Origin of the sequence: Pseudomonas shirazica, assembly GCF_015168335.1 — a bacterium.
Lineage (GTDB): Bacteria > Pseudomonadota > Gammaproteobacteria > Pseudomonadales > Pseudomonadaceae > Aquipseudomonas > Aquipseudomonas asiatica.
Genome location: NZ_CP063456.1, coordinates 4,475,792 through 4,502,108, shown reverse-complemented (window position 1 = coordinate 4,502,108; position 26,317 = coordinate 4,475,792). Strand labels below are relative to the sequence as shown.

Sequence of the window (26,317 nt, the reverse complement as noted above, 5' to 3'; positions counted from 1 at the left end):
CAGCAGACAAAGAAAAAGGGCTTACCTTGCGGTAAGCCCTTCGTCTTGTTTGGTGGCTACACAGGGACTTGAACCCCGGACCCCAGCATTATGAATGCTATGCTCTAACCAACTGAGCTATGTAGCCGATGGCGCGCATTATTCTCTTGAACGGCCCCCCTGTCAACACTCATTTCAAAAAAAATTTGCACGCTTTCAAAAACTTAGCGGCCAGGCCCGGGTTCTGCCTTGCCCAACGGCATGTCACCGGCTTTCAACTGCCCGCTGCGCCAGCCATCGGCGGCCTTGAGGTCGGCTTTCCGTACCGGGCCGATATGCGCGCCATCGAAGGTTACCCGCTCACCCATCGATACCATGCGCTGTTCGCTGCCTTGGATAACCATGGCCTTGCCACTGAGTACCACCAGTTCGTCATGGCCTGCATGGCGGGCGACCTGCAGGCGGGTACCGAACACCTGGATGCGCGCGTCGCCCACTGCTATCTCCATGGCCCTGCCGTCGAGCATCACTTCCAGGTATACCCGGCCCTGCACCAGGTGCAGTTGGCGCGTGCGGCCACGCAGGTCGGCGTTCATCGCACTGGCGCTGCCCAGGTGCAGGGTGGTGCCATCGGCCAGGCGGATGCTACGGCGCTCACCTGCATCGGTATGCAATTCGCTGCCCAGGCGCTGTATCAGCGGCCAGTACAGGTAGGCGGTAGCGGCCAGCCCCAGGAGGAACAATAGCGCCAGCCATTTGCCCAGATGGCTGCGGTGCGCGTTGATCTGCCGTGGACGGACGCGAACGGGCATTGGGCTCATGGGGTTGGTGTGCTCGCGATTAGGGCCGTTTCGCCCAACGATGACGGGTATTTGGCCAAGGATGCTAATTATATTGATAACCATTTTCAAGTGTGTCGCGGACAAAGGAAATAAAAGGTAGCTATGTATCTATTTGTTTTCCGATAATCGGATCCCAAACTACGGACGGAGATTCAGGCACATGGCTATCAGTAGCGCCTCCACGGCGCCCACCAGTGCAGCGGCGAGCCAAGCCACGCCGCTGGTGATGCGCATAATCGGTTTCTGCGCCCTGGCGCACCTGATCAATGACCTGATCCAGTCTGTGCTGCCGGCGATCTACCCGATGCTCAAGGCCAACTACGACCTGAGTTTCGCCCAGATCGGCATGATCACCCTGACGTTCCAGATCACCGCCTCGCTGCTGCAGCCTTGGGTCGGTTTCTTTACCGATCGCCGACCGGCACCGAACCTGCTGCCACTGGGCACCCTGTGTACCCTGGTGGGTATCGTGATGCTGGCCTTCGTCGGCAGCTTCCCGATGATTCTGCTGGCCTCGGCCCTGGTGGGTATCGGCTCGTCGACCTTCCACCCGGAAACCTCGCGTATTGCGCGCCTGGCATCGGGCGGGCGCTTCGGCCTGGCCCAGTCGACCTTCCAGGTCGGTGGCAACACCGGGTCGGCTTTGGGGCCGCTGCTGGCGGCAGCCATTGTCATTCCGTTCGGCCAGAGCCACGTGGCCTGGTTCGGCCTGGCTGCGCTGTTCTTTCTCGGCGTCACCCTGATGCTGCGTGGCTGGTACAAGGAGCACCTCAACCAGGCCAAGGCGCGCAAGGCTGTGCAGGCGACCCACGGCATTTCCCGCGGGCGGGTGGTGGCGGCGCTGATCGTGCTGGGCCTGCTGGTGTTCTCCAAGTACTTCTACATGGCCAGCTTTACCAGCTATTTCACCTTCTACCTGATCGAGAAGTTCGATGTGTCGGTGGCCAGCTCGCAGCTGCACCTGTTCCTGTTCCTTGGTGCGGTGGCGGCGGGTACCTTCTTTGGCGGGCCGATCGGTGACCGCATCGGGCGCAAGGCCGTGATCTGGTTCTCGATCCTCGGCGTGGCGCCGTTCACCCTGGTGTTGCCGTATGCCGATCTGTTCTGGACCACCGTGTTGAGCGTGGTGATCGGCTTTATCCTGGCTTCGGCGTTTTCCGCGATCGTGGTGTATGCGCAGGAGCTGGTACCGGGCAGCGTGGGCATGATTGCCGGGATCTTCTTCGGGCTGATGTTCGGCTTTGGTGGCATCGGTGCGGCCTTGCTGGGGTATGTGGCGGACCTGCGTGGCATCGAGTACGTATACGAGGTGTGTTCGTTCCTGCCGTTGTTCGGGTTGCTGGCGGTGTTCTTGCCGAGTACCGGCAAGCGCTGAAAGATGCACAGAACCTGTAGGAGCAGCCTTGTGCTGCGAAGAGGCCATTACTGCCGAAGACAATTTGTTGTCTTGCCGGCCTCTTCGCAGCACAAGGCTGCTCCTACAAGGGCCCGCGCAGGTCTGGAGAGCATGCAAGGCGGTTGCTCTCCGAAATTTGACGACTTGACCACCCTTGGCCTAGAGTCCGCCCTTTCTTCAACCACTTGCGTAGTAGTCAAAGCAATGTGCCGTACCCAGTCCCTGCCAAACGCCCGCCAGCCTGCCTTCCAGGCCCTGCGTCGTGCGTGGCCGAGCGACACGGTGCTCAAGCGTCGCCGCAGCGTGCTTTTTGCCTTCACCTTCTCGCCACACCTCGCCTGAACTGATCTGCGCTTTCGCGTCGCTCGCCGCCCTGGCGTGCGCGCCTGTGTCTGCACGTCTTTTCGGTTTGCAAGGAGTGGTACATGAACATGCGTTTGCTGGCGGGCCTGTTGTTCGCCGTTTCGGTCGTGGGTTTCAGTTTGGGGGCCAGCCTGCCGCTGGTGTCGTTGCGCCTGCATGAAGCCGGTGCGAGCACCCTGGAAATCGGCATCATCTCGGCCATCCCCGCTGCGGGCATGATGCTCTCGGCGTTCCTGGTCGACGCCTGCTGTCGCCACCTGACCCGGCGCACCATCTACCTGCTGTGCTTCAGCCTGTGCACGCTCAGCATTGCCTTGCTCGAGTCGGCGTTCGGTTCGCTGTGGCAGCTGGCGCTGTTGCGCCTGGGCCTGGGGCTGGGCATGGGTATCGCCATCATCCTCGGCGAGTCGTGGGTCAACGAACTGTGCCCGGAGCACAACCGCGGCAAGATCATGGCCCTGTACGCCACCAGCTTTACCGGCTTCCAGGTGCTCGGCCCGGCCATGCTGGCGGTGCTGGGCGCCGACAGCCCGTGGATCACCGGTGTGGTCACCGCCTGCTATGGCCTGGCGCTGCTGTGCATCGTGCTGACCGTACCCAACGACCATGTGGAACATGAAGAAGGTGAAAAGAGCTTCGGCCTGGCCGGCTTCTTCCGTGTGGCGCCGGCGTTATGCGTGGCGGTGCTGTTCTTCTCGTTCTTCGATGCCGTGGTGCTGTCGCTGCTGCCGGTGTATGCCACCAGCCATGGCTTTGCCGTGGGCGTGGCGGCGCTGATGGTGACCGTCGTGTTTGCCGGTGACATGTTGTTCCAGTTGCCGCTTGGCTGGTTGGCCGACCGGGTGGAGCGCACCGGGCTGCACCTGGTATGCGGGCTGCTGGCGATGGCGATCGGTATCGGCCTGCCCTGGCTGCTGAACCTGACCTGGTTGCTATGGCCGCTGCTGGTGCTGCTGGGCGCCGTGGCAGGCGGCATCTATACCCTGGCGCTGGTACTGATCGGGCAGCGCTTCAAGGGGCAGGACCTGGTTACCGCCAATGCCAGCGTGGGCTTGCTGTGGGGTGTGGGTAGCCTGGTCGGGCCGCTGGTCAGCGGTGCGGCGATGGATGTGGCGCCGCATGGTCTGCCCATCGCGCTGGCGCTGATGGCCGGGTTGTTCGTGTGCTTTGCCCGGCAGTCTTACCGGCGCACGGTGCGGTTGCGGGGCGATGGTGCCGAGCAATACCCTGCCAGGAATTAGCCGCGCAAGAATCGGCGTTTGTCCGATGAACGGCTGCGTTAAGCTGGGCCTGCAATCGACCCGTTGGAGGTGCCATGATCCTGTCCGACCTATCGCCTGAAGCCTACCGTGAGGCCACTGAATACCTTGCGGCGCTCGACCCGGACTGGTCGCGGCATATCGAGGCGACCGGGCCTTGCCTGCACCAGGCCACGCCGGGGCGTGAACCTTACGAAGTGCTGGTGCGAGCGATTGCCTACCAGCAGTTGCATGCCCGTGCTGCCGAGGCAATTCTGGGGCGGCTTTTGGCGCTGTTTCCGGAGGCCAGTTTCCCTGGGCCGGAACAGTTGCTGGCGGTTGCACCGCAAACCATGCGCGCCTGTGGTTTTTCCGCGAGCAAGATGGCGACGATCCAGGGTATTGCCCAAGGCCGGCTGGATGGCCTGGTGCCGAGCCGGGAAGAGGCACTGGCCATGGCTGACGAGGCGTTGATCGAACGGCTGGTGGCATTGCGCGGGGTAGGGCGGTGGACGGTGGAGATGTTGCTGATCTACAGCCTGGCGCGTTCGGACGTTCTGCCGGTCGACGATTTTGGCGTGCGCGAGGGTTATCGGCGGCTGAAGGGGCTGGACAAGGCGCCGACGCCGGCGCAAATGCGTTCGCTGGGTGGCGGCTGGCGCCCATACCGCACCGTGGCGGCCTGGTACCTGTGGCGGGCCTGAGGTTTTGCACTGCCTGTGCCGGCCCGCGAAGAGGCCGGCACAGGCAACAACCTATCTGGACATTTACCAATGAACCCCTACACCACCCCCGACCAACGCTGGCAAGCCGTAGAATCCCGCGAAACCGCCGCCACCGGCCACTTCGTCTACGCCGTGCGCACCACCGGCATCTACTGCCACCCCGGCTGCAAATCGCGTCTTGCCAAGCGAACCAACGTCGAGTTCTACGACACCCCAGCTGCCGCCGAAACCGCCGGCTACCGCGCCTGCAAACGTTGCACCGCCACCACCAGCGCCACCCGCCACAGCCAGCTGGTCACCCGCGCCTGCCGCCTGATCGAAGCCATCGACCCGGCACCCAGCCTCGACCAACTCAGCGCCCAACTGGCCGTCAGCCCTTTTCACCTGCATCGCCTGTTCAAGGCCGAAACCGGTCTGACCCCCAAGGCCTATGCCACCGCTTTCCGTGCCCGGCGCCTGCGCGCCCACCTGGAAGATGGCCAGCGCTCTGTCACCGATGCCATCTATGACGCCGGCTATAACTCCAACAGCCGCTTCTACGAAAGCGCCGACCAGCGCCTGGGCATGCGTCCGCGGCAATACCGCGCCGGCGGCGCCGGGGCAACCATCCACTTCGCCCTTGGCCAATGCTCCTTGGGTGCCATCCTGGTGGCCCAGAGCGAGAAGGGCATTTGCGCGATCCTGCTGGGCGACGATCCCGAGGCCCTGCTGCACGACCTGCAGGACCAGTTCCCCAAGGCCCACCTGGTCGGCGGCGACAGTGCTTACGAACGGTTGGTCGCCGAGGTGGTGGGATTCGTCGAAGCACCCGCGCTGGGCCTGGCCTTGCCACTGGATGTGCAAGGCACTGCGTTCCAGGAGCGGGTGTGGCAAGCCCTGCGCGAGGTGCCGGCCGGCAGCCGGGTCAGCTACACCGACATCGCCGAGCGCATCGGCGCGCCCAAGGCGGTGCGTGCGGTGGCCATGGCCTGCGCGGCCAACCACATCGCCGTGGCCATCCCCTGTCATCGGGTGGTCCGCCGCGACGGCGACATCAGTGGCTACCGCTGGGGCATCGAGCGCAAACAGCAGTTGCTCAAACGAGAAACGGCACTCTCCTGATCGCGTGAAGCCGCGTAGAATCCTCCGCCAAATCGAATTGTAAAGAGGAATATTCGATGAGGCGTGTCAGCCTTGCCCGTTATTGTCCAGGCCTGATGGTTTTCATGGCCCTGATGCTTGCCATTGCCAGCCCGGCCTGGTCGGCCCCGGCCACGCCATTGTCCAATCTGGCGGTTGCCGAAGCGGACGTGCTGGATGAAAACGCCAGCATCGAGCAGTTGAGCGAGCGGCTGGACCAGATACGCCAGGGCGTTACCAGCGACGCCAATGATGATCTGCTTTCGCAGTTGCGCCTGGGCGCAATGCAGGTGCAGCGTCAGGCCGACGCGTTGACTGCCCTGCGCACCACTGATGTTGAAAAAGTCGACGACAAGCTCAAGGTCATCGGCCCGGTCCAGCCGGACGAGGCGGCTACCCTGACCCAGCAGCGTAAAGCGCTGGAGGCCGAGAAGAAGGCCTTGGTGGCGCAGCAGGACCAGGCCTCCAAGCTGACCCAGTCGGCGCGCGACTTGTCCACGCAAATCGTCAACCTGCGCCGCAGCCAGTTCAACTCGCAGATCACCAGCCGCGCGGCCTCACCGCTGAGCCCGGCGTTCTGGCAGAGCATCATTCGCCCCACCCAGGACGATGTGGCACGCCTGCGTGACCTGCGTGGTGAGACGGCTGATGCCATCAGCAGTGCCTTCAGCGCTGAAAATCGCTGGCTGTTCATTACCAGCCTGGTAGCGGCAATCCTGGTCTGGACCTTGGTGCGCCGCGTGCTCGAGCGCCTTCTCGCCGGCGCCATGGTCAGCTGGCTGCCCGAAGGCCGCCTGCGCCGCAGTGCGCTGGCGCTGGGTGTCAGCCTGGCAACCTTGGGCACCATCGCCGGCTCGGTCTCGCTGCTGCGTTGGGGGCTGGAGAGCAGCGCCGAGTTGGGCGCCGATATCGCCAGCCTGGCCAATCATGTACTTGCCCTGGTGGTGTTCAGTGCCTTCATCACCGGCCTGGGCCGCGCCATGCTGATGCTGCAGCGCCCGTCCTGGCGCCTGCCACCTATTCACGATGAAGTGGCCAGCGCCCTGGGCTGGTTCCCCAAGGTGCTGGCGTTGGCGCTGATGGTCATGATGACCATGGAACGCATCAACAGCGTGATCGGTGCCAGCCTGGCGCTGACCGTGGCGGTCAACGGCCTGACCGCGCTGGTAGTGGCGTTCACCTTCGCCGGTGCGCTGCTGCGTTACCGCCGCACCCTGCGCAAGCATGACCTGGAGCGCCCCACAGGCCTGGCCGGGCTGATCCCGTTCGTGATGGTGATCTGGCTTACGTTGATCCTGCTGGCCTTGCTCGCCGGTTACCTGACACTCGCCTACTTCCTCACCGCCAAGCTGCTGTGGGTCAGCCTGGTGATTACCTGTGCCTACCTGCTGACCACGTTCTTTGGCGACCTCTGCGAAACCCTGCTGTCGCCCCGCCAGCCCGGCGGCCTGGCGCTGGCCTCGACCCTGGGCCTGGCGCCACGTCACCAGGCCCAGGCCAGCACCATCCTGGCCGGTATCGGCCGCACCGTGGTGCTGTTCCTGGCGTTGTTGCTGGCACTGATGCCGTCGGGCACCAGCCCCAGCGAACTGCTGTTGAGCCTGGGTGATTGGGACGAGACCGGCGGCAAGCTGCTGGGCAACATGAACATTGTCCCCCAGGACATTCTGTTGGCAGTGGTGATGTTCCTCGGCGGCCTGTTCGCCATCCGCGTGGTCAAGCGCTGGCTGAGCGATCGCCTGCTACCGGAAACCGACATGGACGCCGGCATGCGTGCCTCGCTGGTGACTCTGGTGGGTTACCTGGGCTTCATCTTCCTGGCCATGCTGGTGATGTCGACCCTGCGCATCAACCTCACCAGCCTGACCTGGGTGGTCAGTGCCCTGTCGGTGGGTATCGGTTTCGGCTTGCAGCAGATCGTGCAGAACTTCATTTCCGGCCTGATCCTGCTGACCGAGCGCCCGGTCAAGGTGGGCGACTGGGTCAGCCTGGCGGGTGTCGAGGGCGACATTCGCCGTATCAACGTGCGCGCCACCGAGATCCAGATGTCCGACCGCTCGACGGTTATCGTGCCCAACTCGCAGTTCATCTCGCAGAACGTGCGTAACGTGACCATGGGCAACGCCCTGGGCGTGGTCGGCATTACCCTGACCATGCCGCTGGAGACCGATGCCAACCGCGTGCGTGAACTGCTGCTGGCGGCTTACCAGGAGCACGAGGCGATTCTGGATGCGCCGGCTACCTCGGTCACCTTCAAGGACCTGACCAGCAGCGGCATGGTGATAGGTGTGAGTGGTTACGTGGCGGGGCCGCGGCAGGTGTCCGGTACGCGCAGTGACCTGTTGTTCACCATCCTTGGGCGCCTGCGTGACGAGGGCATCCCCCTGTCGTCGCCGCAGAGCATGGTGTTGGTGCAGGAGGGCGCTCGCTCGGCTGACGAGTCGGTGTGAAGCCAATCGCCGGCAAGCCAGCTCCCACAGGTACTGCGTATGGCTTGAAGTCGACGCGGTCCTTGTGGGAGCTGGCTTGCCGGCGATTGGGCTGCAAGGCAGCCCCCTGCCTCAATGCTGCTTGGCCTGCCTGATCCTCAGCAAAATCACCAGCAACACCAACAGCACAGGCGGCGCCATGGCCAACAGCCCATCCCGCGCCGTCAGCCCCAACCCCAGCACATTCAGCCCGCCATACAGCAGCTTGAACAAGTTCAGCAGGTAGTAGGTGATGGCAATGATCGACAGCCCCTCCACCGCCCGTTGAATCTTCACCTGGGCATCAGCCCGGGCATTGAGGCTGCGCAGGATCCCGGCGTTCTGCTCTTCCATTTCCACCTGTACCCGCGCCTGCAACAGGTCGCCCAGGTTGGCCACATTCTTTGCCAGCTGCTCCAGGCGCTGCTCGGTGGCCGCGCAGTAGCGCACGGTCGGCTTGAACCGGCGTTCGATGAAAACCCCCAGGCGCTGGCAGTCGCCCACATGGCTTTCCCGCAGCTCGCCCAGGCGTTCGAACACCAGTTGCGCATAGGCTTGCGTGGCGCCGAAGCGGTGGCGGGTTTTCACCGTACGGCTGACCACCTGGCGTGACAGGTGGGCAATGGCTTCCAGCAAGCCTTTGGAATCATGGTCATCGACACCGGCACTTCGCTCCGAGAGGTTGACCAGGGTCTTGTCGAAGGCATCCAGTTCCTGGCTCAGGTCCTTGGCCGTGGTCAGGGTCAGCGAGGCCATCATGCGGTAGGTCTCGATCTCCAGCAGACGGCGGATCATGCGGCCCTGTCGGTAGGCATTGAGGCGACGGTTGATGAACAGGAAGCGGTTGGTGCCGTCCTCGGTCAGGCGAAAATCGCTCCACACCACCGCATCGCCACCGCCGACGCAGGAGCCGCACGGGTCCTTGAAACCGTAGTGGGGCAGGTCCAGTTCCTGTTCGTCACGGACCAGCACCTGCACCGCGTTGATCACCTGCGCCGCTTGCGGGGCGATAGCCTCGGCCAGCACCGGCGGCAGCGTTTGCCACTCGGTATCGGCGGCAGTGCAGGGCACCACCAGGGTCAGGGTGAAGAACTCGGTGTGCCGTTCCCACTTGAACGGATGGCCATCCAGGCGGGTGATGCCTTGGGCGGCTGCGGTGTCCAGGGCATCCGGGCAGCAGCGTTGCAGCAGTGCCGCACAGGCAGCATCGCCGCCGAGCAAGGCCAGGTGGAAGACATGCGCCGGGCCGTCGAAATACAGTGACGGGCGGGCGTGCAGCTCGTTGTGCAAGGCGGTGCGTTGAGGGTGCATGGGTGGTCCGGCCTGGTGTTGTGATTGTGGGGGTACCAGGAAGTGGGACTTTGCGGGGGGAGGGGAAAGTCACGCGGACGCAAAGTTTTGTATCGCCTGTGCCGGCCTCTTCGCGGGTAAACCCGCTCCCACAGGGATAGCGCAGGCCTGAAGGGCAGCGCGGTACCTGTGGGAGCGGGTTTACCCGCGAAGAGGCCGGTGAGCCCGGCATCAATTCCAGGCCTTATTCGCGGTTCAGCAACTGGTTGAGCGCCCGGGTCATTTGCACGTTATGCACGTTATGCATGGTCATACGCGGTTCTTGTAGGAGCGGCCTTGTGTCGCGAAAGGGCCGCAAAGCGGCCCCGGAAATTTCAACCCAGACAGCGCGTCACATGCTTGACCGACTGGTAGGCCGACAACCCCCAAGGCCCCAGCTCACGCCCGATCCCGCTACCCTTGGTACCACCCCACGAGGTCTCGACGAACACCGCCTGCACCGAGTTGATCCACACATGGCCAACCTCCAGCGCATCGGCCACCCGCTCGGCGCGCTCCAGGTCGGCGGAGCACACCGTAGCCACCAGCCCGAAACGGCTATCGTTGGCCTCGGCAATCGCCTGTTCCTCGGTCGCAAAGCGACGCGCGCACAGCACCGGGCCAAAGATTTCCTCGGTCCACAGGCGGCTGTCTTTCGGCACATCGGCATACAGCGTCGGGCTGACGAACCAGCCCTCCCGGTCCAGCGCCTTGCCTCCGGCCAGGCACTGCAGGCCTTCCTCCCGCGCCGTGGCAAAGTAGCCGGCCACCTTCAGCCACTGCGCCTGGCTGGTCAGCGGCCCCATGTCGACCTCTTCGGTCAATGGATTACCGACCCGTAGCTGTTCCAGTGCGGCCTGCAAACGCGGCAGCAATGCATCGGCAATGCCGTCCTGCACCAGCAGCCGCGAAGTGGCCGAGCACATCTGCCCGGCGTTCCAGGTAATGCCGGCGACGATCCATTCCACTGCCTGGCCCACGTCGCAATCATCGAACACCACGATCGCCGACTTGCCGCCCAGCTCCAGCGTCACCGGCCGGCACTGCGCCGAAGCGCTGCGCATTACCTGGCTGCCGACACTGTTGCTGCCGGTGAACGACAGCTTGTCCAGGCCATTGTGGTTGCTCAGCGCAGCACCGGTCTCGGCCTTGCCGTTGACGATGTTCAGCACCCCGGGCGGCAGCCCCAGGGCATCGGCGATCTGGCCGTAGGCCTGTTCGATCAGCGGGGTGACTTCCGATGGCTTGAGCACCACGGTGCAACCGGCGGCCAGGGCCGGGGCGAGCTTCCAGGCGCTGGTCACCAGCGGGAAGTTCCACGGCACGATCAGGCCGACCACGCCCACCGGTTCCAGGCGGGTGCGAGCGCTGAAACCCGGCGCAGCCAACGGCACATCGCGGTTCTTCGATGGCAGTTGCTCGGCCAGTTCGGCGTAGTAGCCGAAGGTGGCGATGGCGTCGTCCAGGTCGATTTCCGCCTCGTGACGTGGCTTGCCGTTGTTGCGCATCTGCAAGGTGATCAACGCTTCACGGCGCTGCCCGAGTTGTTCGGCAAAGCCGCGCAGGTAGGCGGCGCGTTCGCTGGCGCTGGTGTTTTTCCAGGCGGGCAGGGCGCCGCGGGCAGCGGTCACTGCCTGGTCTACCTGGGCGACGCTGGCGGCCTTCAGTTCGGCAAAGGGTTGCCCAAGGGCCGGGTCATTGACGCTGATGCAGTCGCTGCCCTGGCCTTCGACCCAGCGGCCGGCGATGTAGTGGGAAGTGGTCATGGTCGGTTTCCAGTCAGGCCGTTTCGGCGGTGGTTACCGGCGAGTGCGCGGTGCTTTTGCAACGCACCCAACGCGGGCCCTGGGGGCCATACACGCCGGCAGGTTCGGGGAACAGGTTGAGCAGCAGCAGGTACAGCACACCGGCCAGCCCCAGGGTGACCGGCAGGCTCAGGTCTATGCCGCCGGCCAGGTCGCCCAGTGGGCCGACGAACTGCCCTGGCAGGTTGACGAAGCACAGGCCCACCGCCGCGCTGGGGATCCACGCCCCCATGCCGCGCCAGTTCCAGCCATGCAGGAACCAGTAGTGGCCGCCACGTTGGCCGCGGGTGAACACCTGCAGGTCGTCGGCATGGTAGAAGCCGCGGCGGGTGATCAGGCCGAGGATCATGATCACCATCCACGGGCTGGTGCAGGTGATGATCAGCACGGCGAAGGTCGACACGCTCTGCACCAGGTTGAAGGTGAAGCGGCCGACGAAGATGAAGCCGATCGCCAGCACGCCGATCAGCAGTGTGGCGCCGGCACGGCTGAGCAGGCGTGGGAACACACTGGACATGTCCAGGCCGGTGCCGTACAGCGCGGTGGTGCCGGTGGACATGCCACCGATCACCGCAATCAGGCACACCGGCAGGAAGAACCAGCTTGGCGCCACCGCCAGCAGGCCACCGACGTAGTTGTTGGCGGCGATGTAGTCCGGCGCCTGGGTGGCCACCAGGGTGGCGGTGCACAGGCCGAACAGGAACGGGATCAGTGTCGCGCCCTGGGCCGCGATCACCGCCAGCATGATGCGCGCCTTGGGCGTTTCACGCGGGATGTAGCGCGACCAGTCGCCGAGGAACGCACCGAACGACACCGGGTTGCTCATGGCCAGGATCGCCGCACCGACGAATGCCGCCCAGAAGCCCGCCTGGCCTAGGTTTACGCTACCCGCATAACCGGTGTCGAACGGCCCGGCAAAGGCAACGATGCCCAGCAGGAACAGCAGGCTCGAGGCCCACACGGCGATCTTGTTGACCCACAGCATGAAGCGGAAGCCAAAGATACACACCACCAGCACCAGTACCGCGAACAGGCCGTAGGCCAGGCCCAGGGTCAGGTCGGTTTCCGGCAGGCCGGCCAGGCGCTTGGCGCCGCCGACCAGGGCGTCGCCCGAACTCCACACCGACAGCGAAAAGAACGCCACCGCGGTGAGCAGCGACAGGAACGAACCGACGATGCGCCCGTGTACGCCAAAGTGCGCACCCGACGACACCGCGTTGTTGGTGCCGTTGAGCGCGCCGAACAGGCCCATGGGCGCGAGGATCAGCGCGCCCACGCCGACGCCGAGCAGGATCGCCCACACACCGGCCTGGAACGACAGCCCGAACAGCACCGGGAAGCTGCCCAGCACGGCCGTGGCGAAGGTATTGGCGCCGCCGAAGATCAGGCGGAACAGGTCCAGCGGGGAGGCGTCGCGTTGATCGTCGGGGATCTGTTCGACGCCATTGGTCTCGATACCGGTCGAGTGGCTCATGGTGATGCTCCAGCGCGGTTGTTGTGGGCCGGCGCAGTGCGCGGGCCTTCTTGTGGGTGCGATGGCAGGGCGGCAGGGCCGCGTAAAGGGGATCAGGCCGGCGATACGACCGACAGGTGCTCGTGGCAGGCCAGCCACCGTTCGCCGTGGCGGCGGAAGACGATGGTCTCGCGCTCGCTCAACTGGTGTTCTTCGCCGGCGATGCGGATGTGCGTGGCCACATCGTGCATGAAGATCGCCACGTCACCTTGCAGGCTCACCTGGGCATTGCCCGATTCGCAGGCGAGCACGGCAAACCCGTCGGCTTGCCACTGAGCCCAGAGTTGCTCGTAGGCATGGCGCGACAGCAGCGGTTGCGGCAGGGTGTGGAAAAGGAAGGTGGCGTCTTCGCTGAAGCAGGCGAAATAGCGAACGGTGTCGTTGCTGGCGAACGCCGCAACGAGGTCGGCGGCGGCTTGCCGTACCTGGAGTGTCTGGTCCACGGGAGTGGCCTCACGGTTCTTGTGATTGTGGTGAAGCGATTCTGGTGGCGGTTGGCGAGGGGAAAAATCGCTGCGGGCAAATAATCAGTTCAGGAATTTGTGAAGTGATGGCTGCGCTTTCTCAGGTTTCGCACTGCGCGTCCTGTGGGAGCGGGCGTGCCCGCTCTCATAGAACAGCACATGACTCATTGGTTCGGCGAGGTTCTGTAGGAGCAGCCTTGTGCTGCGAAGAGGCCGGTACTGACAAAGCCTTTCTATCGCTTGTACCGGCCTCTTCGCAGCACAAGGCTGCTCCTACAAAGGCCGCGTCAGACGAGCGATATTTGTTCTCTGCGCGACAGCGCAGCCCAAAAGGGCTGGGTAATCTCCCACAGGGATTGTGCTGGCCGTGCTTGCGGAGTCTGCTGTCATCTGACTGCAACGAATATTCAGCAACCTTTCTGCCATCTCCCCGTGCCTCATTGCGAGTTCGAATGGGCCATCCCGCGCTGCATCTGCCACAGGACCACGACCTGTTCGGCCTGCTCTACGCCTTCGCCTTCCGCCCTGGCCAGCCGGGGCGCGAAATCGATTCGGCGCAATTGTTGCGCACGCTCGGCCAGCCGCTGGAACCTGGCGAGTTTCTCTGGGTGCACCTGAACCTGGCCCACGCTGCCTGCGAACGCTGGTTGCGCACCCACCTGCAGTTGCCCGAAGCCTTCTTCGAAACCCTGCGCGAAGGTTCGCGCTCGACCCGTATCGAACACGCCGACTCGGCGCTGCTGGCGGTGGTCAACGATGTGGTGTTCAACTTCGGCCTGGTGTCCTCGGACATCTCCACGCTGTGGGCCTGCGCCAGCAGCCAGTTGCTGGTAAGCGCGCGGTTGCAGCCGCTGCATTCGGTGGACAAGCTGCGCTCGTCGGTCAAGCATGGCGAGCGCTTTCATTCGTCCATCGAGTTGCTGGTCCATCTGTTGCGCGACCAGGGCGATGTGCTGACCCAGATCGTGCGTGAAACCACCGCCAGCGTCGACCGCATCGAAGACCAGTTGCTGTCCCAGCGCCTGAGCGACAACCGCGCCGAACTGGGCAGCATGCGCCGGGTGCTGGTGCGCTTGCAGCGCCTGCTGGCGCTGGAGCCGGGGGCGCTGCTGCGCCTGCTCAACCGGCCGCCCGACTGGCTGCAGGAACAGGACATACGCCAGCTGCGCGCGGCCACAGAAGAGTTCACCCTGGTGATCAGCGACCTCACCGCCCTCGGTGAGCGGATCAAGCTGTTGCAGGAAGAAATCGCCGCCAAGCTCAACGAACAGACCAACCGCACCCTGTTCACCCTGACCGTGGTGACCGTGCTGGCGCTGCCGATCAACATCATCGCCGGCTTCTTCGGCATGAACGTCGGGGGTGTGCCGCTGGCGGAAAACCCCCATGGTTTCTGGGTGCTGGTGGCCCTGGTGGCGACCTTCACCGTGCTGGTGGGGCGCTGGGCGTTTCGCAAGCGGCGCGAGTACTGACTCAATTGTTGTGTTGGCCGGGACAGGCCAAAACGAATCGACCGACGGCCTCCCCACCCCGCCATCCTTGCCTACGCTGATACTCCAACCTGCTAAAGCAAGGAAACCCGTCATGGCCTTCCAATACAAGCGTCTGGACAAGAACAACGCCGCCGTGCTGCTGGTCGACCACCAGACCGGCCTGCTCTCGCTGGTAAGGGACATCGACCCCGACCGCTTCAAGAACAACGTCCTGGCCCTGTCGGACCTGGCCAAGTACTTCAAGCTGCCGACCATTCTCACCACCAGTTTCGAGACCGGCCCCAACGGCCCGCTGGTGCCCGAACTGAAAGAGCAGTTCCCCGACGCCCCGTACATCGCCCGGCCTGGCAACATCAACGCCTGGGACAACGAGGACTTCGTCAAGGCCGTCAAGGCTACCGGCAAGAAGCAGCTGCTGATCGCCGGCGTGGTGACCGAAGTGTGCGTGGCCTTCCCGGCTCTGTCGGCGCTGGAGGAGGGCTTCGAGGTATTTGTCGTCACCGATGCCTCCGGCACCTTCAACGAACTGACCCGTGACTCGGCCTGGCGGCGCATGGAGGCCGCCGGGGCGCAACTGATGACCTGGTTCGGCGTGGCCTGCGAGCTGCACCGTGACTGGCGCAATGACATTGAAGGGCTGGGGACCCTGTTCTCCAACCATATTCCGGACTACCGCAACCTGATGACCAGCTATAACAAGATGGCCAAGTAGTCCGGCCTTGGAGGCACCGAGTACCCTGTGGGAGCGGGTTCACCCGCGAATGCGTCGGTAGCTTCAATGACGCATTCGCGGGTAAACCCGCTCCCACACCCTCCCCGGAACACTCACCACAAGCGAAGCGGCAAACTGCCATGGATCGACCATACTGACTCTTCATTCGCCCTCAGGAGAGCGCCATGTCGAAGTCGTCCAGGAAGAGAGACCCCAAGGACCATCCAGAGAAACTGGGCGGCAAGGCGTACGAGAAGGAACTCAAGCAGCTGCATGTGGAGCTGGTGAAGCTGCAGGAATGGGTGGTGGCCAAGGGCCTGAAGGTGTGCATTGTCTTCGAGGGCCGCGATGGCGCCGGCAAGGGCGGTACCATCAAGGCCATTACCGAGCGCGTCAGCCCGCGAGTATTCCGCGTGGTGGCGCTGCCGGCGCCAACCGAGCGGGAAAAGAGCCAGATGTATGTGCAACGCTACCTGGGCCACCTGCCTGCCGCGGGCGAGGTAGTGATCTTCGACCGCAGCTGGTACAACCGCGCCGGTGTCGAGCGAGTGATGGGCTTCTGCAGTGAAGAGCAGAGCAGCAAGTTTCTCACCGTGGTGCCGCTGTTCGAAAAGATGATGGTCGAGTCGGGGATCATCCTCATCAAGTACTGGCTGGAGGTCAGCGCCGAAGAGCAGACCCGCCGCCTGCAGGACCGTATCAACGATGGCCGCAAGCTGTGGAAGCTGTCGCCGATGGACCTCAAGTCATACACACGCTGGGATGAATACACCCGGGCCCGCGACGACATGTTCGCCGCCTCTGATTCGTCCTGGGCACCGTGGTTCATGGCCCATTCCAACGACAAGCGCCGTGCCCGGCTGAACATCATCAGCCATCTGCTGACGCGCATTCCCTACAAGGACATTACCCGCGACGGGCTGGTGAAGTTGCCCAAGCGCGGCAAGATCGGCAAATACAAGGCCGTCAACTACCCGTTCAAGGTCGTCGAAGAGCGTTTCTGATCTCTCCCCACGGGGAGCAGCGAGGGTGCGAGCCTATGCCACATGATGGCAGCCTGTTGCAGGCGACGGTGGTGTTCCTGCTGGCCGTGGTGCTTCTGGTACCGCTGGCGCAGCGATTGAAAATGGGGGCGGTGCCCGGCTATCTGCTGGCGGGCATCCTCATAGGGCCATCGGTATTTGGCTTGCTGAACAACCCGGATAACGTGGCACGCCTGTCGGAGATGGGTGTGGTGATGCTGCTGTTCGTCATCGGCCTGGAGCTGTCGCCGCGACGTTTGTGGAGCATGCGCCGGGCGCTGTTTGGCGTCGGCTCGCTACAAGTGGGCCTGAGTGCTGTAGTGCTTGGCCTGCTGGCGTACTGGCTGTTCGGCCAGTCGAAGCCGGCTGCCATCGTGCTGGGCCTGGGCCTTGCGCTGTCGTCCACAGCGTTTGGCCTGCAGGTACTGGCCGAGCGCAAGGACCTGGGCAAGCCGCACGGCCGCCTGGCCGTGGCGATCCTGCTGTTCCAGGACATTGCCGCGATCCCGCTGATTGCCGTGGTGCCGCTGCTCGGTGGTGATGTCAGTACCGCCGACGAAGGCGCCTGGCCGGTGTTGGCGGTGGTGGTTGGCATAGGTGTGCTGATCATCTTTGGCCGCTACCTGTTGACCCCTGTCTTCAAATGGACAGTCGGTTCGGGCCTGCCCGAGCTGTCTACCGCTACCGCCTTGCTGGTGGTGCTGGGCACCGCCTGGGTGATGGAGCACGTGGGCGTGTCGATGGCGCTGGGGGCATTTCTGGCGGGCGTATTGATGGCCGAGTCGCCTTTCCGTCACGAACTGGAAACCCAGATCGAGCCCATCAAGGGTTTGCTGCTGGGGCTGTTCTTCGTTGGCGTGGGGATGAGCGCCGACCTGCGCCTGCTGTTCGGCATGCCGTTAATGGTGCTGGGGCTGACCCTGCTGCTGGTGATGATCAAATTGCCGCTGCTTTATGGCCTGGGCCGCACCGCAGGTGGGCTCACCCAGGCCCAGGCGCTGTGCCTGAGCGTGGTGCTGGCGTCTGGCGGCGAGTTTGCCTTCGTGGTGTTCAAGCTGGCGTTGGATCATCAGGTGCTTGCGCAGCAGGTGCATGACCTGCTGGTGCTGGCCATCACCTTGTCGATGGCGGTAGTGCCGTTGGTAATGATGGCCCTGGCGCGGCAGTTGCGTGACGACAGCCCCACACCGGCAGCCCCTGAAGCGGGCCACTGAATCGCGCCACATGGCGCACCTGGAGTTCGGAGGTGAAGCATGCAACCGGGTATCAAGATGGACAGCCGCCTGTCGCGGGGCTTGCTCGATGTGCTCATCAAGGCCGGCCTGGTGGCTGCGCTGGTGATATTCGCCTTCCAGACGTTCCAGCCGTTCCTGGAGCTGATGCTGTGGTCGGTGATCCTGGCGGTGACCTTGTACCCGTTGTATTGCCGCATCCAGCGCCGCACAGGGCTCAAGGACGGGCTTTCGGCGACGCTGGTCGTTCTGCTGGTACTGGTCGTGCTGCTGGTGCCGATCTACCTGGTGGTGATGTCCATCGGCGAGTCGGTGGACAGCCTGGTGACGCTGCTCAAGAGCGGTACCTGGAGCGTGCCGGCCCCTCCCGACTCGGTGGCGGCCTGGCCGCTGATCGGGCCGAAGGTGCATGCCTTGTGGCTGGCCGCCTCGGAAAACATGGCCGGTGTGCTGAACCAGTGGATGCCCCAGCTCAAGGGTGCCGGGCGCACGGTGCTGGGGGCAGCAGCCAGCGCAGGCGGCGCGTTCCTGCTGTTCATCGCGGCGATCATCGTCTCGGGCATCATCATGGCGTTCGGTGACCGCGGCGAAATCGCGGCGCAGCGCATCGCCATGCGGGTGTCGGGGGAGGAGCGCGGCAAGCCATTGGCCAAGCTGTGCACCGCCACCATTCGCGCGGTGGCCCAGGGCGTGATCGGCATTGCCTTCATCCAGATGCTGCTGATCGGTGTCGGCTTCGTCATCAAAGGGGTACCGGGGGCGGGGATGCTGGCAATCGTCATCCTCATGCTGGGGATTGCCCAGGCACCGGCCACGTTGATAACGGTGCCGGTGATCATCTACATCTTCAACGTCGAAGGCTTTACCGTGGCGACCATCATTTTCGCCATCTACACCTTCGTCGCCGGGCTTGCCGACAACGTGCTCAAGCCGCTGCTGCTGGGGCGCGGGGTGGACGTGCCGATGCCGGTGGTGCTGATCGGGGCACTGGGCGGCATGGTGGTCAAAGGCATCATCGGCCTGTTCATCGGGCCGGTGATCCTGGGCGTCACTTATGTACTGTTCTGGCAGTGGGTGGCGCTGCAGGTGCCGGAAAATCCCGTCGAACCGTCGGCGTAAGCCAAGGCCTGCCATGCCCGGACGCTTCTGTGGTTGTGCACTGAGCCTGGCTGCCGCGTTGGTGGGCTGTACCCAGGTCGGCCCGGATTTCCAGCCGACGCAGGACCCGTGGCTGGGCACCTGGAACACCCCGCTGCTGGAGCAGGCCGGGCAGCAGGCCGCGGCGCCCGACCTGCGCCAGTGGTGGGCCGTGTTCGCCGACCCTGCCCTGGATGCCTTGATCGCCGAGGCCGATGCCAATAACAGCAACCTGCGCGTGGCTGGTTTGCGCGTTGCCGAAGCCCGCGCCCAGTTGGCCATCGTGCAGACCGGGCGTTATCCACAGCTGCAGCAACTGCGCGCACAGAGCCTTTACCTGAAACAGGATCAGTCCGGTACCGCCACCGCTCGCGATTCGGTGTTCTGGCAATCCAGCGCGGGCTTCGACATCGGCTGGGAAATCGACTTCTGGGGGCGCTTCAGTCGCGCAATCGAAAGCGCCGACGCCGTCTACTTCGCCTCCCAGGCCAATTACGCCGATGCCATGCTGCTGTTGCGTGCGCAGGTGGCCGACACCTACTTTGCCCTGCGCACCGCCGAGGCGCGGCTGGATATCGCCGAAGAAAACGCCCGCCGCCAGGAGCGCAGCCTGGAGATAACCGAGCGGCTGTTCCGTCATGGCGAAAACGACGAACTCGACTGGCAACAGGCGCGCACCCAGTATCTGGCTACCCAGGCCACCATCCCCGAGTTCCAGAACCAGCTCAATGCCCTGCGCAACGTGCTGTGCTCGCTGCTGGGCCGCGCGCCCGGGCCGCTGCCACAGCTGGATGCCGGTCACGGCCAGTTGCCGTTGCCGAACCGTGCCGTGCTGCAGGATGTGCCCGCCCGCCTGCTGCAGCGCCGCCCGGACATCCGTGCCGCCGAGCAGGCGGTAGCGGCGCAGTCGGCGCTGGTCGGGGTGGCCGAGGCCGACCTTTATCCACAACTGAGCCTGTTGGGCAGCATCGGCTGGAGTTTCGTCACGGCCAATCATTTGCCTGATACCTTCGACATCGCCGCCGGGCCCAGCCTGATCTGGAACCCGTTCGACTACGGCCGACGCAAGAACGCTGTGCGCGTGGAAGATGCCCGCTTGCAGCAACTGATCGAGCTGTATCACCAGGATGTGCGCGAAGCCGCCCGTGAGGCCGACGATGCCGCCAGCGGGCTGGTGCGCTCGCTGCAGAGCGCAAGTATCCGCGACCAGGCCTCGCAGGCCGCGCAGCGCTCGCTGAACCTGGCCAGCTCGCAGTACCGCGAAGGCTTTGCCGACTTCCAGCGCGTGCTCGACGCCCAGCAACTGCTGCTGCAGCAACAGGACGGCTACCTGGTCAGCCGCGGCAATGCCGTCAGCAGCCTGGTGACGCTGTACAAGGCCCTTGGCGGCGGCTGGGACGCCAGCCGCGCACCGATCGACCCGGCCACCCGCCAGCAGATGCAGCAACGCACCGATTGGGGCGAACTGCTCGACGAGCCGGGCCCCAGCGCACATGCACAAGGTGAAACGAAATGAGCGACGCTACGCCGACGCCACCCCCGCCAGCCCCCGATCGCGGCATGCGCTGGGTGCTGCTGCTGATTGCCGTGAGCCTGCTGTGGTACCTGCTGGCCGACCGTTTCACGCCCTATACCCAGCAGGCCCGCCTGCAGGCCTACGTGGTGCCGGTGAGTGCCGAGGTGGCTGGGCAGGTGAAGCGTGTGGCGGTGGGCAACAACCAGGAAGTACGCAAGGGCGATGTGCTGTTCGAACTGGACCAGGAACAGTACCGCATCGCCCTGGCCCGCGCCGAAGCCGACCTGGACACGGTACGCCGGCAGATCGGTGCCCACACCGCTGGCATCGACTCGGCCCAGGCGGCGCTGGTGGCGGCCCAGGCCAACGAGCGCAAGGCGCGGCAGGACGCCGAGCGGCTCAAGCGCCTGATCGATGAAGACCCGGGCACGGTATCGGTGCGCCGCCTGGAGGGCGCCCAGGCCAACCGCGATCAGGCCATCAGCCAGGTCGCGGCAGCCCGTGCCGAAGTGGAGCGGGCCCGTGAGCAGCAGGGCGGGGCGCAGGACGACAACGCCCAACTGCGCAGCGCGGCGGCCAATGTGGAAAAAGCCCGGCTGGACCTGGCGCGTACCGTGGTACGCGCCGATGCAAACGGGCTGATCACCGACCTGCGCACCGACGTTGGCCATTATGTCGGCGCCGGCAGCCCGATGATGACCCTGATCGCCATCCATGACGTGTGGATAAGTGCCGACATGACCGAGAACAACCTAGGTCGGCTGCGCCCTGAAACCCCGGTGCTGGTAGTGCTCGATGCGCTGCCCGGCACGGTGTTGAAGGGGCGCATTCGCAGCATCGGCTACGGTGTGAGCGTAGGCCAGAGTGCCCCGCCAGGTACGTTGCCGACCGTACAGAACAGCCGCGAGTGGCTGCGCTCCGCACAGCGCTTCCCGGTTATCGTCGAACTGGAGCGTGACCAGTTGCAGGACAAGACCGTATTGCGGGTCGGTGGCCAGGCCGAAGTCATGGCCCTGCCAAGCGAGGGCAACCCATTGAACCTGCTAGGCCGGCTGTTCATGTGGCTGATGAGCTGGCTGTCGTATGCCTATTGAACTACGCCGCCTGCGTGCCCTGCGCCTGGCCTGGGGCGTGGCGCTTTGCCTGGCGGTGAGTTTCGGCATCGGCTTGCCGGTACCGATCCTGGCGCCGGTGTTCGCGGTGTTGTTGCTGGCCATGCGCAGCCAGCCCTTGCCCCTGCGTGCGGCACCGGCCTTGGCGGTGCTGGTGCTGCTTGCCTGCGGCAGCGGGCTGCTGCTGATTCCGCTGCTGCGCCATGCCCCGGTAAGCGGGGTGTTGCTGGTGAGTGTGGGGGTTTTCCTTACCTTGCGTTATGCACTGAAAGGCGGCAATGGCCTGTTGGCCAATTTGCTGGTTATCGGCCTGACCATGATCGCTGCCGCCGGCACCAGCGACTTCAGCCTGGCGCTGTCGGTGGTCGAAGCGCTGGCCAAAGGCATGCTGCTGGCGGTGCTGGGCACGGCAGCGGCGCATGTGCTGTTTCCCGAGCCGGCCGATGCGCCGGCGCAACCGGCACCGCCTCTGCTCGACAGTGACCAGGTGAGCTGGGTTGCCTTGCGTGCTACGTTGATCGTCATGCCGGCCTTCTTGCTGGCGCTGATCGCCCCGGACCAGTACATGCCGCTGATCATGAAGGCAGTGAGCCTGGGGCAGCAGGCCGGTGAGACCCGCGCACGGCATGCCAGCCGCGAACTGATCGGCTCGACCTTGCTGGCCGGGTTGCTGGCGATATTGATGTGGGGCGCGTTGAGCCTGTTCGTGCACCTGTGGATGTTTTTCCTGTGGGTGCTGCTGTTCGTCCTTTGGCAGGGGCGCAGGCTTTACCGGGCGGTGGATACCAGGCAAAGCCCGGCGTACTGGGTGAGTTGCCTGACGACCATGCTGATCTTGCTGGGGCAGTCGGTGCAGGACAGCGCGGGAGGGCAGGATGTTTACCGCGCCTTTGCCGTGCGCATGGCGCTGTTTCTGGCGGTGTCGGTGTACGCCAGTGCCATGCTCATATGGATTGATCGGCGGCGGGTTCGGACTGCTTAGTTCTTCTGTACTGGCCTCTTCGCGGGCACGCCCGCTCCCACAGGTACAGCGACAACCTTGAGGTTTGTGCGGTCCCTGTGGGAGCGGGCATGCCCGCGAAGAGGCCAGCCCAGGAAAACCTAGGGCTTCCAGTCAACCCCACTCTCTTCAAGGTAGGCATCCACCGCTGCCCCAACAGTGGGATGAAATGCCGACTCCCCCATATGCTCGAACAACTCGAACTGCCGCATCTTGTCCTTTACCGGGTCCTTCATCTCGGCAAACTGCAACTCCACCCCCCGCGCCTCCAGCGCCCGGTCCAGCTCGGCCAGCATGTCCGCCGAGGTGATATCGATGCTGGTCACCGGCTCTGCCGCGATCACCAGCCGTTGTACCGGGGTAGGCGATGCATCCACCGCCGCCATCACCGTGCTCTGGAACTGTTCGGCATTGGCAAAGAACAGCGGGGCATCCCAACGCAGCAGCACCAGCCCCGGAATGCGTCGGGCCTGTGGATAACGCTGCACATCATGGTAACCGCGGGTGCCATCCACCCGTCCCAGCACCGCATGATGCGGCCGCCAGCCGTCCCACAGGAATTCGATCACTGATATCGCCACGGCAATGCCGATACCGGGAATCGCCCCGAACACCGCCACACCGACGAAACAGGTGAACGACAGCCAGAATTCCCATTGCTGCATGCGGAAGATGCGCTTGAGGTCGGCGAACTCGAACAGGCCCAATGCTGCGGCAATCACCACTGCCGCCAGGGCGCTGTTGGGCAGGTGTTGCATCAGGTTGGGCGCCACCAGCAGCAACAGGGTCACCGCCAGCGCGCCGATGATGCCGGTGAGCTGAGTCTGCGAGCCGGCCGCTTCGGCCACGGGGGTGCGCGATGAGCTGCTGCTGATGGGGATGCCCTGGAACAGCCCCGAGGCCAGGTTGGCCACACCCAGGCCGAACATTTCCTGGTTGGGGTTGACCGGGGCCTTCATGCGCGCGGCGTATGAACGTGACAGCACACTGGTATCGGCGAACGACACCAACGCTACTGCGATGCCGCCGAGCAGCACCTCCACCAGGTCGATATCGCTGACCCAGGGGAACACGAAGCTGGGTAGCCCCTGGGGCAGTTCGCCGAGCACTTTCACGCCTTGCTGGTCGAGCCCCAGCAGGCTCACCGCCAGCGTGGCCAGCACCACAGCAATGAGAATGCCCGGCAAACGCTTGAACGGCTTGAGCAGCAGGATCAGCGCCAGGCTACCGCCACCGACCACGAAGCTTGGCCAATGGCCATGGCCGGCGAGCAATGCCTGGATCAGGTTCCAGGTATCCCGCAGCGGGCCCTGGCTGTCGACCGACAGGCCGAACAGTTTGGGCAACTGGCTGATCAGCACCGTGAGGGCGATGCCGTTCATGTAGCCATAGCGGATCGGCTTGGACAGCAGTTCGGTGATGAAGCCCAGGCGCAGCAAACCGGCGATCACACAGAACGCCCCGGCGACCAGGGCCATCATGCTGGCGATGGCGATTGCCCGTTGCGGGTCGCTGGCGGCGTATTGCACCACCACTGCCAGGATCGGCGCGGCCAGCGCCGAGTCCGGGCCCAGCACCAGGATGCGGCTGGGGCCGAACAGGGCGTAGGCCAACAGCGGGATGATGGTGGCGTACAGGCCGTAGATGCCAGGTACGCCGGAAGCTTCGGCATAAGCGATACCCACCGGCACCAGCATGGTGGTGAGCACCAGGCCTGCGGCGATGTCTTTGGGCAGCCAGGCGGGTTGGTAGTGGAGCAGGGTGACCAGGCCGGGTAACCAGCGTTGCCAGTCGAGGCGGGTTTTTTCGGGCATGGTGCGTGCGTCCAGGGGAGGGTGCTGAATCACAGCTTAGATGCTGAATTCCGGGGCCGCTCTGCGGCCCATCGCGACACAAGGCCGCTCCTACAGGGGAATGCGTTGGTTCAGGCGACGCGTTCCGTTGTAGGAGCGGCCTTGTGTCGCGAAAGGGCTGCAAAGCAGCCCCTGATTTCAGCGGCGTTGCAAATATTGTTGGGGCTGCTCCTGAAGGGGGTGTGCATGATCAGAAAAAACAAAACCCCTTGAGGCGTTGGCCTCAAGGGGTTCGTAGGTACTGCAGTCTGGCGCTTAGACGTTGAAGCGGAAGTGCATCACGTCACCGTCCTTGACGATGTAGTCCTTGCCTTCCAAACGCCATTTACCGGCTTCCTTGGCACCGCTCTCACCCTTGAACTGGATGAAGTCGTCATAGGCCACCACTTCAGCGCGGATGAAACCTTTTTCGAAGTCGGTGTGGATCACGCCAGCGGCCTGTGGTGCGGTAGCACCGACGCGTACGGTCCAGGCGCGTACTTCCTGCACGCCGGCAGTGAAGTAGGTCTGCAGGTTCAGCAGCTCATAACCGGCGCGGATAACGCGGTTCAGGCCAGGCTCTTCCAGGCCCAGGGCCTCGAGGAACATATCCTTCTCTTCACCGTCTTCCAGTTCGGCGATTTCCGCTTCGATCTTGTTGCACACCGGCACCACTACCGCGCCTTCTTCCTCGGCGATGGCCTTGACCACGTCCAGGTGCGGGTTGTTGTCGAAGCCGTCTTCGGCCACGTTGGCGATGTACATGACCGGCTTGCTGGTCAGCAGGTGGAAGCCGCGGATGACCGCCTTGTCTTCGGCGCTCATGTTCTTCATCAGGCTGCGCGCTGGCTTGCCTTCGGTGAAGTGCGGGATCAGCTGTTCGAGGATGGCCTTCTGCGCCAGGGCTTCCTTGTCGCCGCCCTTGGCGTTGCGGGCAACCTTCTGCAGCTGCTTCTCGCAGCTGTCGAGGTCGGCGAAGATCAGCTCGAGGTCGATGATCTCGATGTCACGCTTGGGGTCGACGCTGTTGGAAACGTGGATCACGTTCTCGTCTTCGAAGCAGCGCACCACGTGGGCAATGGCGTCGGTCTCGCGGATGTTGGCGAGGAACTTGTTGCCCAGGCCTTCGCCTTTCGAGGCACCAGCCACCAGGCCGGCGATGTCGACGAACTCCATGGTGGTCGGCAGGATGCGGTTTGGCTTGACGATTTCAGCCAGTGCATTCAAGCGCGCATCGGGCATCGGCACGATGCCGCTGTTAGGCTCGATGGTGCAGAAGGGGAAGTTCTCCGCCGCGATGCCAGACTTGGTCAGGGCGTTGAACAGGGTGGACTTGCCGACGTTGGGCAGGCCGACGATGCCGCAATTGAAACCCATGGGTATTCCCCTCTCTAAAGGAAATCAGGCCTTCTGGCTGTGCAGCTCGCGCATCGCCTTGGCGAAGTCGCCGGCAAGCACGTCCGGCAGCACGCCGAGGGCAAAATCGATGCTGGCGTCGAGCTTCTCCTGCTCGGCGCGTGGCGCGCGGCCCAGGACGAAGTTGGAGACCAGTTTGGCGTCGCCCGGGTGGCCGATGCCAAGCCGCAGGCGGTGGAAGTCGTTCTGGTTGCCGAGCTGCGCGATGATGTCGCGCAGGCCGTTGTGCCCACCATGGCCACCGCCGCGCTTGAGCTTGGCGACGCCCGGGGGCAGGTCGAGTTCGTCATGCGCCACCAGGATCGCTTCCGGCTTGATGCGGAAGAAATTGGCCAAGGCCGCCACGGACTGGCCGCTACGGTTCATGTAGGTGGTGGGGATGAGCAGACGAACGTCGTTGCCCTGATGGCTGAACTTAGCCGTCAGGCCGAAATATTTGCGGTCAGCGGTCAACGAGACGCGCTGGGCGCTGGCAATGCGTTCAACGAAAAGAGCCCCTGCGTTATGCCGGGTCTGTTCGTATTCGGGGCCGGGGTTACCCAGGCCGACGATCAACTGGATGGCGGTCACGTCAGGGGCTCTTCCTTGGAGTTGGTGGGTTACA

The 26,317-nt window shown here is 64.2% G+C and carries 21 protein-coding genes, 1 tRNA gene and 1 pseudogene; 14 read left to right on the top strand and 9 right to left on the bottom strand.

Annotated elements, in window-relative coordinates; genetic code table 11:
* Positions 1-50: 50 nt before the first annotated feature.
* A tRNA-Met gene (locus IMX18_RS20780) sits at positions 51-127 on the bottom strand.
* A 100-nt stretch (positions 128-227) separates the two neighbouring features.
* A pseudogene (locus IMX18_RS20775) lies at positions 228-800 on the bottom strand (FecR family protein); the annotation flags it as partial.
* Positions 801-981: 181 nt separating this feature from the next.
* On the opposite strand from IMX18_RS20775, the gene IMX18_RS20770 reads away from it, so the two are divergent.
* The 6 genes from IMX18_RS20770 to IMX18_RS20745 all read left to right on the top strand — a co-directional run bounded on the left by IMX18_RS20770 (position 982) and on the right by IMX18_RS20745 (position 8,112).
* The gene (locus tag IMX18_RS20770; protein ID WP_023661338.1) at positions 982-2,196 is read left to right on the top strand and encodes an MFS transporter; all 1,215 of its coding nucleotides are present in this window, start codon (positions 982-984) and stop codon (positions 2,194-2,196) included.
* Between the two features lie 225 nt (positions 2,197-2,421).
* Positions 2,422-2,559, top strand: coding sequence for a hypothetical protein (locus tag IMX18_RS20765; RefSeq protein ID WP_166674214.1), 138 nt, complete (start codon positions 2,422-2,424; stop codon positions 2,557-2,559).
* An 83-nt stretch (positions 2,560-2,642) separates the two neighbouring features.
* Complete coding sequence (locus tag IMX18_RS20760) at positions 2,643-3,821, top strand: MFS transporter (protein ID WP_023661336.1); 1,179 nt, start codon at positions 2,643-2,645, stop codon at positions 3,819-3,821.
* Positions 3,822-3,895: 74 nt separating this feature from the next.
* On the top strand, positions 3,896-4,522 hold the full coding sequence (locus tag IMX18_RS20755; RefSeq protein ID WP_015268911.1) for a DNA-3-methyladenine glycosylase family protein: 627 nt from the start codon (positions 3,896-3,898) through the stop codon (positions 4,520-4,522).
* A 69-nt stretch (positions 4,523-4,591) separates the two neighbouring features.
* On the top strand, positions 4,592-5,644 hold the full coding sequence (ada, locus tag IMX18_RS20750) for a bifunctional DNA-binding transcriptional regulator/O6-methylguanine-DNA methyltransferase Ada (protein ID WP_015268912.1): 1,053 nt from the start codon (positions 4,592-4,594) through the stop codon (positions 5,642-5,644).
* A gap of 56 nt (positions 5,645-5,700) precedes the next feature.
* Positions 5,701-8,112, top strand: a complete 2,412-nt coding sequence (locus tag IMX18_RS20745) for a DUF3772 domain-containing protein (RefSeq protein ID WP_100413036.1) — start codon at positions 5,701-5,703, stop codon at positions 8,110-8,112.
* Between the two features lie 111 nt (positions 8,113-8,223).
* On the opposite strand, the gene IMX18_RS20740 is transcribed toward IMX18_RS20745, so the two are convergent.
* From IMX18_RS20740 to IMX18_RS20725, 4 genes are all read right to left on the bottom strand, one after another.
* Entirely contained in the window at positions 8,224-9,441 is a 1,218-nt protein-coding gene (locus IMX18_RS20740) for a DUF3422 domain-containing protein (protein ID WP_096009874.1), read from the bottom strand.
* Between the two features lie 353 nt (positions 9,442-9,794).
* Entirely contained in the window at positions 9,795-11,225 is a 1,431-nt protein-coding gene (locus IMX18_RS20735) for an aldehyde dehydrogenase family protein (RefSeq protein ID WP_061303384.1), read from the bottom strand.
* 13 nt (positions 11,226-11,238) lie between these two features.
* Positions 11,239-12,738 (bottom strand): purine-cytosine permease family protein, encoded by a 1,500-nt coding sequence (locus IMX18_RS20730; protein WP_015268916.1) that lies wholly within the window; start codon positions 12,736-12,738, stop codon positions 11,239-11,241.
* Between the two features lie 92 nt (positions 12,739-12,830).
* Positions 12,831-13,220 carry a YybH family protein gene (locus tag IMX18_RS20725; protein ID WP_191471976.1) on the bottom strand — a complete coding sequence of 130 codons (390 nt, stop codon included), beginning with the start codon at positions 13,218-13,220 and terminating at the stop codon, positions 12,831-12,833.
* A gap of 473 nt (positions 13,221-13,693) precedes the next feature.
* Here IMX18_RS20725 and IMX18_RS20720 point away from each other — a divergent pair, with 473 nt between their 5' ends.
* From IMX18_RS20720 to IMX18_RS20685, 8 genes are all read left to right on the top strand, one after another.
* Positions 13,694-14,713: a transporter gene (locus IMX18_RS20720; RefSeq protein ID WP_085720819.1), complete on the top strand. Its 1,020-nt coding sequence runs from the start codon at positions 13,694-13,696 to the stop codon at positions 14,711-14,713.
* A gap of 112 nt (positions 14,714-14,825) precedes the next feature.
* Complete coding sequence (ycaC, locus tag IMX18_RS20715) at positions 14,826-15,446, top strand: isochorismate family cysteine hydrolase YcaC (protein WP_013970853.1); 621 nt, start codon at positions 14,826-14,828, stop codon at positions 15,444-15,446.
* Positions 15,447-15,631: 185 nt separating this feature from the next.
* Positions 15,632-16,450, top strand: a complete 819-nt coding sequence (gene ppk2 / locus IMX18_RS20710; protein WP_015268930.1) for a polyphosphate kinase 2 — start codon at positions 15,632-15,634, stop codon at positions 16,448-16,450.
* Between the two features lie 35 nt (positions 16,451-16,485).
* Positions 16,486-17,682 carry a monovalent cation:proton antiporter-2 (CPA2) family protein gene (locus IMX18_RS20705; RefSeq protein ID WP_100413034.1) on the top strand — a complete coding sequence of 399 codons (1,197 nt, stop codon included), beginning with the start codon at positions 16,486-16,488 and terminating at the stop codon, positions 17,680-17,682.
* A 39-nt stretch (positions 17,683-17,721) separates the two neighbouring features.
* Positions 17,722-18,819 (top strand): AI-2E family transporter, encoded by a 1,098-nt coding sequence (locus IMX18_RS20700; protein WP_054572315.1) that lies wholly within the window; start codon positions 17,722-17,724, stop codon positions 18,817-18,819.
* Positions 18,820-18,832: 13 nt separating this feature from the next.
* Positions 18,833-20,353, top strand: a complete 1,521-nt coding sequence (locus tag IMX18_RS20695; RefSeq protein ID WP_054572316.1) for an efflux transporter outer membrane subunit — start codon at positions 18,833-18,835, stop codon at positions 20,351-20,353.
* Positions 20,350-21,447, top strand: coding sequence for an HlyD family secretion protein (locus IMX18_RS20690; RefSeq protein WP_217190765.1), 1,098 nt, complete (start codon positions 20,350-20,352; stop codon positions 21,445-21,447). The genes IMX18_RS20695 and IMX18_RS20690 overlap by 4 nt, the downstream gene beginning before the upstream one ends.
* A complete protein-coding gene (locus tag IMX18_RS20685; protein ID WP_054572318.1) occupies positions 21,437-22,447 on the top strand; it encodes a DUF2955 domain-containing protein in 1,011 nt (336 codons plus the stop codon). Before IMX18_RS20690 ends, IMX18_RS20685 begins: the two co-directional genes overlap by 11 nt.
* A 119-nt stretch (positions 22,448-22,566) precedes the next feature.
* Here IMX18_RS20685 and IMX18_RS20680 read toward each other — a convergent pair whose 3' ends face one another.
* The 3 genes from IMX18_RS20680 to pth form a co-directional block, all read right to left on the bottom strand.
* Positions 22,567-24,279, bottom strand: a complete 1,713-nt coding sequence (locus IMX18_RS20680) for a SulP family inorganic anion transporter (RefSeq protein WP_054572319.1) — start codon at positions 24,277-24,279, stop codon at positions 22,567-22,569.
* Between the two features lie 294 nt (positions 24,280-24,573).
* Positions 24,574-25,674, bottom strand: coding sequence for a redox-regulated ATPase YchF (gene ychF, locus IMX18_RS20675; protein WP_013970895.1), 1,101 nt, complete (start codon positions 25,672-25,674; stop codon positions 24,574-24,576).
* 24 nt (positions 25,675-25,698) lie between these two features.
* On the bottom strand, positions 25,699-26,283 hold the full coding sequence (pth, locus tag IMX18_RS20670) for an aminoacyl-tRNA hydrolase (protein WP_008099045.1): 585 nt from the start codon (positions 26,281-26,283) through the stop codon (positions 25,699-25,701).
* Positions 26,284-26,317: the final 34 nt, after the last annotated feature.

Excerpts from the sequence above, each read along its gene's own strand:
- IMX18_RS20740 (WP_096009874.1), bottom strand. The coding sequence starts at position 9,441 with ATGCACCCTCAACGCACCGCCTTGCACAACGAGCTGCACGCCCGCCCG.
- IMX18_RS20770 (WP_023661338.1), top strand. The coding sequence starts at position 982 with ATGGCTATCAGTAGCGCCTCCACGGCGCCCACCAGTGCAGCGGCGAGC.
- IMX18_RS20730 (WP_015268916.1), bottom strand. The coding sequence starts at position 12,738 with ATGAGCCACTCGACCGGTATCGAGACCAATGGCGTCGAACAGATCCCC.
- IMX18_RS20720 (WP_085720819.1), top strand. The coding sequence starts at position 13,694 with ATGGGCCATCCCGCGCTGCATCTGCCACAGGACCACGACCTGTTCGGC.
- IMX18_RS20680 (WP_054572319.1), bottom strand. The coding sequence starts at position 24,279 with ATGCCCGAAAAAACCCGCCTCGACTGGCAACGCTGGTTACCCGGCCTG.
- IMX18_RS20735 (WP_061303384.1), bottom strand. The coding sequence starts at position 11,225 with ATGACCACTTCCCACTACATCGCCGGCCGCTGGGTCGAAGGCCAGGGC.
- ycaC (WP_013970853.1), top strand. The coding sequence starts at position 14,826 with ATGGCCTTCCAATACAAGCGTCTGGACAAGAACAACGCCGCCGTGCTG.
- IMX18_RS20690 (WP_217190765.1), top strand. The coding sequence starts at position 20,350 with ATGAGCGACGCTACGCCGACGCCACCCCCGCCAGCCCCCGATCGCGGC.
- IMX18_RS20745 (WP_100413036.1), top strand. The coding sequence starts at position 5,701 with ATGAGGCGTGTCAGCCTTGCCCGTTATTGTCCAGGCCTGATGGTTTTC.
- IMX18_RS20755 (WP_015268911.1), top strand. The coding sequence starts at position 3,896 with ATGATCCTGTCCGACCTATCGCCTGAAGCCTACCGTGAGGCCACTGAA.
- ppk2 (WP_015268930.1), top strand. The coding sequence starts at position 15,632 with ATGTCGAAGTCGTCCAGGAAGAGAGACCCCAAGGACCATCCAGAGAAA.
- IMX18_RS20695 (WP_054572316.1), top strand. The coding sequence starts at position 18,833 with ATGCCCGGACGCTTCTGTGGTTGTGCACTGAGCCTGGCTGCCGCGTTG.
- ychF (WP_013970895.1), bottom strand. The coding sequence starts at position 25,674 with ATGGGTTTCAATTGCGGCATCGTCGGCCTGCCCAACGTCGGCAAGTCC.
- ada (WP_015268912.1), top strand. The coding sequence starts at position 4,592 with ATGAACCCCTACACCACCCCCGACCAACGCTGGCAAGCCGTAGAATCC.
- IMX18_RS20705 (WP_100413034.1), top strand. The coding sequence starts at position 16,486 with ATGCCACATGATGGCAGCCTGTTGCAGGCGACGGTGGTGTTCCTGCTG.
- IMX18_RS20700 (WP_054572315.1), top strand. The coding sequence starts at position 17,722 with ATGCAACCGGGTATCAAGATGGACAGCCGCCTGTCGCGGGGCTTGCTC.
- IMX18_RS20765 (WP_166674214.1), top strand. The coding sequence starts at position 2,422 with ATGTGCCGTACCCAGTCCCTGCCAAACGCCCGCCAGCCTGCCTTCCAG.
- IMX18_RS20685 (WP_054572318.1), top strand. The coding sequence starts at position 21,437 with ATGCCTATTGAACTACGCCGCCTGCGTGCCCTGCGCCTGGCCTGGGGC.
- IMX18_RS20760 (WP_023661336.1), top strand. The coding sequence starts at position 2,643 with ATGAACATGCGTTTGCTGGCGGGCCTGTTGTTCGCCGTTTCGGTCGTG.